The organism is Burkholderia cepacia, from assembly GCF_001718835.1.
In the GTDB taxonomy this organism is placed as follows: Bacteria; Pseudomonadota; Gammaproteobacteria; order Burkholderiales; family Burkholderiaceae; genus Burkholderia; species Burkholderia cepacia_F.
The window spans coordinates 3,407,381-3,417,004 of sequence record NZ_CP013444.1 but is presented as its reverse complement, the minus strand read 5'-3'; the positions used below and the strand labels follow the sequence as shown (position 1 = coordinate 3,417,004).

Sequence of the window (9,624 nt, the reverse complement as noted above, 5' to 3'; positions counted from 1 at the left end):
GCCGCCTGTCCTGCCCGCGGCGGCGCCGGCATCGCCGGGCGCCCGCCGCGTCTGATCAGTCCGACAACAGCATCCGCTCGAGCTGCTCGAGGATTGCGTCGCGCTTGTCCTTCGGCAGGCCGCGCAGGCGCAGTTCGATGCGATCTTCGCCATACGACTTCAGGTCGCCGACCGACTTGCCGCCAAGCTTGATCTCGAGACGCTGCGCATAGCGCTGACGGCCGGCAGCCTTCGGCGTTTCCTGCGCCGCGACGCGACCCTTGACGATGTCCGACACCTGGCGCGTGCTGAGATCGTCCGACACGATCTTGTTGATCAGCCGCAGCGTGGCCTCGGTGCCGCGCGCGTTGTGATAGCGGCCGACCTGATACGCCATGTTCGAACCGAAGCGATCGGGGCGTGCGACCATTTCCTGCATGATCGCTTCCGGCAGCTTGCCGATCGACAGGGCGACGGCCACCGTCGACTCGTCGAGGCCAAGGTGCTCGGAGAGTTCCTTCTGGCTCTGGAAATGCTTGTCGTCGAGGAAGCGGCGCCACACGACGGCGTTGTCGAACACCGTCTGCGAATCGCGCTGGACGTTGAGATCGTAGCCGAGCTTGTAGCTCTGGATACCGATCGGCACGTCGATCACGATTGCCTTGACCGACTCCTTGTTGGCTTCCTTCAATGCCCGTACACGGCGGCCGCCGTCGCTGACGAAATACGTGCCCGGGTTGTCGTAATCCGGAATCACGTGGATCGCCTGCTGTTGCCCTTGCTTCGCGAGGTTGACCGCGAGTTCGGCAATCGACGATTTCAGATAGAAGTGCCGCGGATTGAACGGGCTATGCTTGATCGCCTTCAGCGACAGCTCGATCACCTGCCCGGGCGCATAGCGGTTCTCGAGACGCCACGCACGGTATTGGGACGATTCGTCCGTCGACGCATCGAGGGTGATGTCCGGCGCCGACGGCGTGACGCTGTCTTTCTTGGCTGATTTCGGTGCTGCAGGTGCGGGCGTTTCCGATTTGACGAGACCGTCGATCGCATTGAGTCGATCGAGCGCCGTGCGCTTCTCGCTCGTCGTGATATCCGGGCGCGCTTGGAATCCTTTGGCAAATTGGGAGGGTTTCATGTGACTCCTTTGTGCGCATAAAGTCAGGGCAGCATGGCGACGATTTCGTCGGCGCATGCGCGAATTTCCGTGGCGGCCAGCTTGCCGCCACGATCGTTCATCTGCAGCACGGTCTGACCGAGCGCCATCGCCTGCTTGTACGCCTCCCGGGTCGGGATCTGCGTTTTCAGCAACGGGAAGCCGAGTTCCTCGAGTGCGCGCTTGAGCTCGCGGGTCAGCATGCGCTTCTCTTCGGTCTTGTTCAGCAGGAAGACTGCGCGGAGGTCTTCGTTCATGACCTGCGCCTGCTGGATCAGTTTGACCAACCCGACGCTCGACCAGTAATCAGCCGGCGACGACGACGTCGGAATCACGGCAATCGATGCGGCCAGCAGGACGACGCCCGATACCTTCTCGGTGATCGACGGCGGGCAGTCCACGACGATGATGTCGTAGTCGTTGATGAACTTCTTGATCTCGCGATGGATCTGGCCATCGGCTTCGGCAAGGTTGACGACCGGAAACGGGATGCCGTTTTCACTGTCGCCGGATGCGCTCGACCAGTGAACCAGCGTGTTTTGACGGTCGGCGTCGATGACGAGGACGCGCTTCCCTTTTTCATGGAACGCGGCACCGAGGTGCATGGCAATCGTGCTTTTGCCGACGCCACCTTTTTGTTGAGTGACTGCAATGATTTCCGCGGCCAATTTTCACTCCTATTTTGGTCGTTGGAATTCTACAGGACGATATTTGAATTTCAATGAAATTGTCGTTCGACAACTACGCATTGGCCATTCGGGCTATCGGTTTATGCGCATAAACCGATGCCCCGATGGCGGCCGGAGCTGGCGCGCGTGCCGGGTTGGCGCATGAAGATGTCCGCATGGTTTTGTCGCTCCACGGTATGTGAATGGCGGGGCGAACGGTGGTCAGGTCATTGCCAGGCCAATCGGCACGATGCGAGCAACGCATCGACGTATAACGGAATCACCGTGTGGCAACAGCCCGCGGAGTTTATGCGCATCAATCGAAGGCGCCCTTCCGCTCATGCATGGGGGGATTCGTGACGATCGCCGGTGGCGCGGCCCCTCGAGCGGCCCCCAGACTGGTGAGCGGCTCTCACGCATGGCATGGTCGGCGTGCGTCAGGCCTTGTGTCGTTTATGCGCATAAACCGACCACTGATCAGCGTCCGCTCGCTCGTGGCATGACAGGCGGGTTGAGCCACGGTGCTGCGAATCGCGATGATCGGACGGTGTCAGGCGCACACCCCCCTGCCAGACACGGCCGCGCGCCACGCAATCCTTCCACGGCGATAGAGGGCATCACGCATCGTCGGGTTTATGCGCATAAAGAGGCGGGGCACTATTGAACGTCCCGACATTCCGCCGCCCTCGGGATCAAGCGACCAGCAAGCGTCCGAGACGCCGATGCGCAGTGCGACAACCCTACTCCCCGCTTCGAGCACGCCGTGAGGACTGGCTACAATACGAGACCCTATCACCCAGGTCCGAATGATGATCACGATCTACCACAACCCCCGATGCTCGAAGTCGCGCGAGACGCTGGCGCTTGTCGAGGCGCTGAAGCCGAGCGGCACGCCCGTGAATGTCATCGAGTATCTGAAGACGCCTCCGACGGTCGAGGCGTTGGAAACGCTGCATCGTCAGCTCGCGCGTCCGGTTCGCGACATGCTGCGCGACAACGAGGAGCCGTACAAGGCGCTCGATCTCGGTCGCGCGGATTTGACCGATGCGCAGGCCTACGACGCGATCGCCGCCCATCCGGTCCTGCTTCAGCGTCCGATCGTCGTGTACAAGGGCAAGGCCGCCATCGGCCGGCCGCCCGAATCGGTGCGCGAATTGTTCGAATAATTCTAATTTCACGTATTTTTCTTATTGTGCCGATCCGGCGCGAATGCTCCGGATTGATCGATGCGTGCTCGACGTGCGGCCGGATCGGCCGCGTCGGCACCGCGATCTATCGGCGCGTCCCACGGCGGGTATCACGCCGACACGCGTCAACGGCAGGAATCACCGGCAGCGTCGCTCGACGATCAACGCCGATGCGCACGTCGCGTTTCTCGACCGCCAGCGTCAGCCCAAAGCCGGCGAAGCCGTCACGCCTCCTCGTCCCCCTGCCCCGCCGCGGCCTTCGCCGCCGCGCGCAGCAGCGCGATCTGCTCACGGTATTGCCGGCAGCCGCTGCAGGTCGGCAAATGCACGCGCACCTGCACGCGCTCGTGGACCGTCAGGCGCCGGTCGAGCGCATCCGACAGCAGTCGCGTCACGTCAGTACATTTCCCCGGCAGCATCTTCGGTCGTCAGTCCTTTTTCACTGAGGCAGGTTCGCAGGCGCGTGCGCGCCCGATACAGCAGCACGCTGCAATGATTCGTCGTCAGCGTCAATTCGCTGCAGATGTCCGTAATTTCCACGTCGAGGAATTCGCGCATCATGAACACGCGCCCGATCTGCTCCGGCAGGTGATCGAGGCAGGTCTGGAACAGCGTCCAGAACTGCTGCTGCTGCAACAGCGTTTCCGGTCTCGGCCACGGTCGCGGCTTCGCATGCGCGGCCCAGTGCCCGTTTTCCTTGAACAGCTCGCGATCGAGCGCCGATTCCCCGTCGAGCTCGGCATCGAGTGCCGACAAGCTCACCGTGCGCTGCCGCGCGCGCAGCACGTCGATCAGCTTGTTGCGCAGGATGCCGAACACCCAGGTCTTGTGGGCCGACAGCCCGGCGAAATCGCCCGCATGCGACCACGCGGCGGCGAGCGCTTCCTGCACGGCGTCTTCGGCCGCGTCGGCATCGCGGAGCTGGAGTCGCGCGAAGCGCAGCAGGTCGTGCCGCAGTTGCGCGAGATAGGCGGGATCGTCGTAAGCGGACGGCATCGTCGGGAATCTCTCGGGAGGAAGCCGCGCGCGCCACAGGTCGCCGCGCCGCGCGGTGCGAGCAGCTTACTGGGCGTCGCGCCTGCCCGCAATGCGCAACATTGTTCATGAATTCGGCTGGCGGGCTGCGCTATGCTTGCCGACAGGTTGGCTTCGCGCAAACGTTGGTGCGCGACCGGTCATGTGTAACAGCCGGGCATGTCGACAAAGTTATCCACAATTTCTGTGGAAAACCTTGTGGAAAGTCGGCCGGGCGGCCCCGTGGGACGGTTCGCGGGCTGGCTTGCCTATAAACAGACCTTTGCCGCCTATCCTGAAGCAATCGATTCTATTCCACACCCACCGGAAGGAGACAGTCATGGCACATCGCATTGCGGTCATCGTCGGCAGCCTGCGTCGCGCTTCGTGGAACCGCGCGCTCGCGCACGCCGTGATCTCGCTCGCCCCCGCCGATTTCTCGTTCGAGTTCGTCGAGATCGGCGAATTGCCGCTGTACAGCCAGGACTACGACGCGGATTTCCCGGAAGTCGCGAAGCGCTTCAAGCAGTCGATCGAAGCCGCCGATGCGCTGCTGTTCTTCACGCCCGAGTACAACCGCTCGATTCCGGGCGTGCTCAAGAATGCGCTCGACTGGGGCTCGCGCCCGTGGGGTTCCAATTCGTGGTCGGGCAAGCCGGGTGCGGTGCTCGGCACGTCGCCGGGCGCGACGGGCACCGCGCTCGCGCAGCAGCACCTGCGCAACGTGCTCGCGTATCTCGACGTGAAGACCCTCGGGCAACCCGAGATGTTCATCAAGCACGATCCGGCACGCATCGACGATCAGGGCCAGATCGTCAGCGAAGACACCCGCAAGTTCCTGCAGGGCTTCGTCGATCGCTACGCCGCGTGGGTGCGGCTGAACAAGGGGGCCTGAGGCCAGCGAAGCGCCGGCCGCGGGCCGGCGCGCTCCGTCAGGCGCCGGCCGCGTGCCGCGCATCGCGTGCATCGCGCGTGTCGCGGATGCCCAGCAGGATCTCGTCGAGCAGCGCGATGTCGAACGGCTTCGACAGCACGCGGACGTTGACGGTGCGCGTGCGGTCGAGTTCCTCCGCGTAACCCGTGACGAGAATCACGGGCAGTTTCTCCGGCCGCTTCTCGACCGCTTCGGCGAGGTCGATGCCGTTCAGGCGGCCCGGCATGTGGATATCCGAAATCACGAGGTCGAAGCCGTCGTCCGCCGGCGCTGCTTCGACGAGACTCAGCGCGTCGTCGGCGGTGGGCGCGTAGGTCACGCGGTGCCCGAGCAGCGACAGCAGCGCTTCGGTGCCGGCCGCGACTTCGCTGTTGTCCTCGACGAGCAGGACGTGCAGGCCGGCGAGCGCGCCCGTGCCCGCGTCGTGCGCGACCGCCGGCGGCCGTGCGACGACATCCTCGGCGCGCGCGCGTGGCAGGTAGAGGCGCACCGACGTGCCCGCACCGACCGCGCTGTCGATCGTCGCGAGGCCACCCGAGCGTTCGCAGAACGCGAATACCTGCGGCAGGCCGAGCCCCGTCCCCATCCCCTGCGCCTTCGTCGTGAACAGCGGCTCGAACGCGCGGGCGAGCACGTCGGGCGCCATCCCCGAACCCGTATCGTCGAGCGAGATCTGCACGAAGTCGCCGGTCAGCGGAAAGCCGTCCTCGCGACGCAGCGTCACGTTGCGCGCGCCGACCGTGAAGCGGCCGCCGGCCGCCATCGCGTCGCGCGCGTTGACCGCGAGGTTGATCACCGCGAGTTCGAGCTCGGCGACGTCGACGCGGATCGGCCACACGCCGGGCTCGATCGCGACGACCAGCGACGATTTCGAACCGAGCGACGTCTTCAGCAGTTCGCGGCATGTGCCGACCCATTGCCCGACGTCGATCGTCTCGTTGTGCAGCGGCTGCTTGCGTGCGACACCGAGCAACTGGCGCGTGAGCGACTGCCCGTTCTTCAGCGCGCGTTCGATCGCGCCGAGTTCCTTGTCGAGATGCTGGGCCTCGCGCCGCCGCACGATCTGCACGTTGCTCGAGATGATCATCAGCAGGTTGTTGAAATCGTGCGCGACGCTGCCGACGAGATTGCCGAGCGCCTGCATCTTGCGCGACTGCCGGTACGCCGATTCGATCGAGCGCCGCATCGACGCTTCGGCCTGCCAGCGGTCCCACGCCTCCTCTTCCGCCTTCAGCCGCTTGAGCGACAGCCAGATCACCGACCACAGCGCGACCGACGGCGCGAACATCGAGAGGAACAGCACGCTCAGGTGTTCGTACCATTCATGCCAGATCGCCGACGTGCGATACGCGCACGTCACGTAGACGGGATAGCTGCCGACCTGGCGATACGCGACGATCTCGCTGCCGGCATCGTGGCGCACGCGCACGACGCCGCCGCGCGGGTCGCTGTGCTCGTCGCCGAACGACAGCGCGCGATAGGCTTCGGCCGCGGCGGGCGGCGGCGGATACGACGCGATCACCGCGCCGTCCGAGCGCGCGAGCGCCATCGTCATCGGCGTGCTGGCGCCGCCGAGCAGGTCGCGGTAGAACGCGTTGAAATACGACGACTTCAGCGCGATCGACACCATCCCGGCGAACGAACCGTCGCTATGGCGACGCGCGACGCCCGTGTTGAACACGGGCGTGTCCGCGAGCCGCCTCGGCCCCTGCATCACGCGCGAGATGTGTTCGATCACCTTGCCGTCGCGAATGCCGGCGAAATCGTCGCGGTTCGCGATCGACGCATAGGGCGCCGGATAGTAGAGGCTGTTCGCGAGCAGCATCCCGCTCGCGCCGAAGATCGACACGGCAGCCACCTGCGGATAGCCGCCGCCGATCGTGTTCAGCGCTTCGTGGATGTCGGACTCCCTGTTGCGCACGGTCGCATCGTCCATGTCCTGCACGAGATCGACGATGCGCGCGTCCAGCGTCTCGCTCAGGTCGAACACCTTGAGCGCGTGCTCCTCGGCAACCCGCACGGTGCGCATCGTCACGTCGCTCGCGGCGGCCTCGCGTGTCTTCAGGTCGTTGTACGCCATTACCACGACATAGATGCAGGGCAGCACGATCGCCGCGACGAGCAGCACGATCAGCGTCACGCGTCGCACCGCGAAATCGTGCTCGGGCGCACCGGACGCATAGTTGCCGTCGTCCTGCCAGTCGTCGGCGGGCGTGGAGGCGGGAGCGTGGGAATCGGCGGGCCGGTCGGACGTCATCGAGGAAGCGGTGAGGCGGAGGTGCCTGCCATCATAAACGAGTTGCGCCCGGAGCTCGCGCCACGCGGCGCGCGCCGTCCTGACGTTTCCGACAGGGGGATATTGTCAGATTGAAAACGCGACGAATCCGGCAGCGCAAACGTACACAAGGAAAAATTTTGCGTCCTTGGCGTAAAAATGGTCGTAGCTGTTTTCGGAATGCGGCGCGATCGGATCGATTCTGTCTGAATCAGCAAAAATGGCGAGTTGCATCGCCTCCGGTTTACTCCGAGAATCGCGCCTTGCTTTCCCTATGACAGATAGATACGCGCCTGCTGATGCCAGCGCGCAGCCCGCCGCGGGCGACAGTTGCCGCGGCGTCCGGCGCAGGGGTGCCCGGCGGCTGCACGCGTTCGCTTACACGGCGCCTAAAGAAACGCGGCGCGCGGTCGTTAACGCGAGAGAGACCATTCCGTATACCGCTTCGCCCCATGCCTTTGCCGATTGTAATTGCCGACGATTCGCTGCTCGCTCGCAAACTTCTGACAAAGGCGCTGCCGGGAGGCTGGGACGTCGATGTCGCGTATGCCGCGAATGGTCGAGAGGCCTTGGCGCTCTATCGTGACGGCAAAGCTTCCGTAATGTTTCTGGACCTGACGATGCCCGACATGAGCGGATATCAGGTGCTGGAGACACTGCGCCACGAAGATATGAACACGTTCGTGATCGTGGTATCCGCCGATATCCAGCCGCAGGCGCAAGCACGCGTGCGCGAATTGGGCGCGATCGCATTCGTTGCCAAGCCCGTGACGTCGGAGGCATTGCTGCCCATTCTCAAGGAGTATGGGTTGTATGCCTGACTCGGTGTTCACGGCGGAGCAACGCGACGCGTTGCAGGAGATCGCCAACCTCGCAATGGGCCGTGCCGCCGCACGGCTCGCGTTGTTGCTCGGGCGCTTCATCGAACTGTCGGTGCCGCGCGTGCGGGTCGTGAAAGCGACCGACGCGGGCGACGCGCTGCGCGAGATGACGGGCATCTACGACAACGTGACCGCCGTGCGCCAGGGCTTCCGTTCCGACATCAAGGGCGAGGCGATCGTGTTGTGCCGTACCGCGGGCATCGCGCGGCTCATGTCGGTCGTCGACCGCACGTTCGGCGAAGGCGTGTACGGCGGGATGGCGACACCCGACGAAGTCGTGTTCGACGTCGCGAACGTGCTGATGGGCGCCTGCGTCGCCTCGATCCTCGACGAGCTCGGCCGCAAGCCCGTGTTCTTTCCGCCGGGGCTGCTCGGCGCGAACGTGTCGTTCGACGACGTCTTCCAGCCGACCGAGCTGGCATGGAGCGTGGCCTTGCTGCTCGAGGTGAACTTCGGGCTCGAGGACCACGCGTTCCGGGCGCACTTCGTGATGCTGATGGCCGAGGATTCGATCCGGCTGATGGGCGACGCGCTCGACGCGTTGCTGTCCGCGCTATGACGGCCGCGACGCCGTCGCTGAGCGATCTCGTGATCGAGCGGGTGGGCTTCGGCCTGTTCGTGCTCGACCGCGCGATGACCGTGCTGATGTGGAATCGCTTCATGCAGGACCACAGCGGCATCCCGGCCGCCGACGTGATCGGCCGCAACCTGTTCGACTGTTTTCCCGACCTGCCGCGCGCGTGGCTGTCGCGCAAGCTCGAGAGCGTGTTCCAGCTCGGCAGCTTCGCGTTCAGCTCGTGGGAGCAGCGGCCCTACCTGTTCCGCTTCGAGCACGACCGGCCGATTACGGGCGGCGTCGACTACATGCAGCAGGACTGCACGTTCATGCCGCTCACGCGCGGCCGCGACGTCGAAGCCGTGTGCGTGACGATCTCGGACGTCACGCACGTGAGCGTGATGCAGCGCGAGCGCGAGGAAGCGGTCGCGAAGCTGCGCGAACACGCGAATCGGGACGGCCTGACCGGCATCGCGAACCGGCGCTTCTTCGAGGCGCGGCTCGGCGACGAATTCGCGCGCTGGCAGCGCTACGGCGGCGACATGTCGGTGCTGCTGTTCGACCTCGACCACTTCAAGACGATCAACGACCGTTTCGGGCATGCGGCCGGCGACGCCGTGCTGCGCGAGACGGCGCGTCGCGTCGCGTCGATCGTGCGTGCGCAGGATACGTTCGGCCGCTTCGGCGGCGAGGAATTCGCGCTGCTGCTGCCGTGCACGAATCTCGACGAGGCGATGCGCGTGGCCGACAAGGTGCGCGATGCGATCGGCAGCGTGCCGGTCGATGCCGAGGGCGTCAGCGTGCCGGTGACGGCGAGCGTCGGCGGCGCGTGTGCAAAGCCGGGTGCGCCCACTTGCGACGTGCTCGTCAACGAGGCCGACGCCGCGCTCTATCGCGCGAAGCGGCTCGGGCGCGACCGTTCGGTGGCCTACGCGTAGGCGCACCCGCACCGCCCTGCTGGGCACGGAGCGGAG

11 protein-coding genes are annotated in these 9,624 nt (G+C 65.0%); 5 read left to right on the top strand and 6 right to left on the bottom strand.

Going from position 1 to position 9,624, the window contains the following annotated elements; genetic code table 11:
• Positions 1-55: 55 nt before the first annotated feature.
• Positions 56-1,117 carry a ParB/RepB/Spo0J family partition protein gene (locus WT26_RS35000; RefSeq protein WP_069275098.1) on the bottom strand — a complete coding sequence of 354 codons (1,062 nt, stop codon included), beginning with the start codon at positions 1,115-1,117 and terminating at the stop codon, positions 56-58.
• 23 nt (positions 1,118-1,140) lie between these two features.
• Positions 1,141-1,803, bottom strand: coding sequence for a ParA family partition ATPase (parA, locus tag WT26_RS34995; protein ID WP_027790199.1), 663 nt, complete (start codon positions 1,801-1,803; stop codon positions 1,141-1,143).
• Positions 1,804-2,612: 809 nt separating this feature from the next.
• Between parA and arsC the strand changes: the two genes are divergently transcribed.
• The gene (gene arsC / locus WT26_RS34990; RefSeq protein ID WP_059958977.1) at positions 2,613-2,969 is read left to right on the top strand and encodes an arsenate reductase (glutaredoxin); all 357 of its coding nucleotides are present in this window, start codon (positions 2,613-2,615) and stop codon (positions 2,967-2,969) included.
• 245 nt (positions 2,970-3,214) lie between these two features.
• Here arsC and WT26_RS34985 read toward each other — a convergent pair whose 3' ends face one another.
• Positions 3,215-3,409 carry a zf-HC2 domain-containing protein gene (locus WT26_RS34985; protein WP_069275097.1) on the bottom strand — a complete coding sequence of 65 codons (195 nt, stop codon included), beginning with the start codon at positions 3,407-3,409 and terminating at the stop codon, positions 3,215-3,217.
• Positions 3,387-3,986, bottom strand: coding sequence for an RNA polymerase factor sigma-70 (locus tag WT26_RS34980; RefSeq protein WP_069275096.1), 600 nt, complete (start codon positions 3,984-3,986; stop codon positions 3,387-3,389). Before WT26_RS34980 ends, WT26_RS34985 begins: the two co-directional genes overlap by 23 nt.
• Positions 3,987-4,344: 358 nt before the next feature.
• Here WT26_RS34980 and WT26_RS34975 point away from each other — a divergent pair, with 358 nt between their 5' ends.
• Entirely contained in the window at positions 4,345-4,899 is a 555-nt protein-coding gene (locus WT26_RS34975; protein ID WP_069275095.1) for an NADPH-dependent FMN reductase, read from the top strand.
• Positions 4,900-4,936: 37 nt separating this feature from the next.
• Here WT26_RS34975 and WT26_RS34970 read toward each other — a convergent pair whose 3' ends face one another.
• Together WT26_RS34970 and WT26_RS37915 are read right to left on the bottom strand one after the other, a co-directional pair.
• Positions 4,937-7,195, bottom strand: coding sequence for a hybrid sensor histidine kinase/response regulator (locus tag WT26_RS34970; RefSeq protein WP_069275094.1), 2,259 nt, complete (start codon positions 7,193-7,195; stop codon positions 4,937-4,939).
• A gap of 105 nt (positions 7,196-7,300) precedes the next feature.
• Positions 7,301-7,447 (bottom strand): hypothetical protein, encoded by a 147-nt coding sequence (locus WT26_RS37915; protein ID WP_155774715.1) that lies wholly within the window; start codon positions 7,445-7,447, stop codon positions 7,301-7,303.
• Between the two features lie 218 nt (positions 7,448-7,665).
• On the opposite strand from WT26_RS37915, the gene WT26_RS34965 reads away from it, so the two are divergent.
• The 3 genes from WT26_RS34965 to WT26_RS34955 are packed head-to-tail and all read left to right on the top strand — an operon-like array spanning position 7,666 to position 9,588.
• The gene (locus tag WT26_RS34965; protein WP_059523096.1) at positions 7,666-8,034 is read left to right on the top strand and encodes a response regulator; all 369 of its coding nucleotides are present in this window, start codon (positions 7,666-7,668) and stop codon (positions 8,032-8,034) included.
• Positions 8,027-8,653, top strand: coding sequence for a chemotaxis protein CheC (locus WT26_RS34960; RefSeq protein WP_059523097.1), 627 nt, complete (start codon positions 8,027-8,029; stop codon positions 8,651-8,653). Before WT26_RS34965 ends, WT26_RS34960 begins: the two co-directional genes overlap by 8 nt.
• The gene (locus WT26_RS34955) at positions 8,650-9,588 is read left to right on the top strand and encodes a GGDEF domain-containing protein (RefSeq protein WP_059523098.1); all 939 of its coding nucleotides are present in this window, start codon (positions 8,650-8,652) and stop codon (positions 9,586-9,588) included. Before WT26_RS34960 ends, WT26_RS34955 begins: the two co-directional genes overlap by 4 nt.
• Positions 9,589-9,624 lie beyond the last annotated feature (36 nt).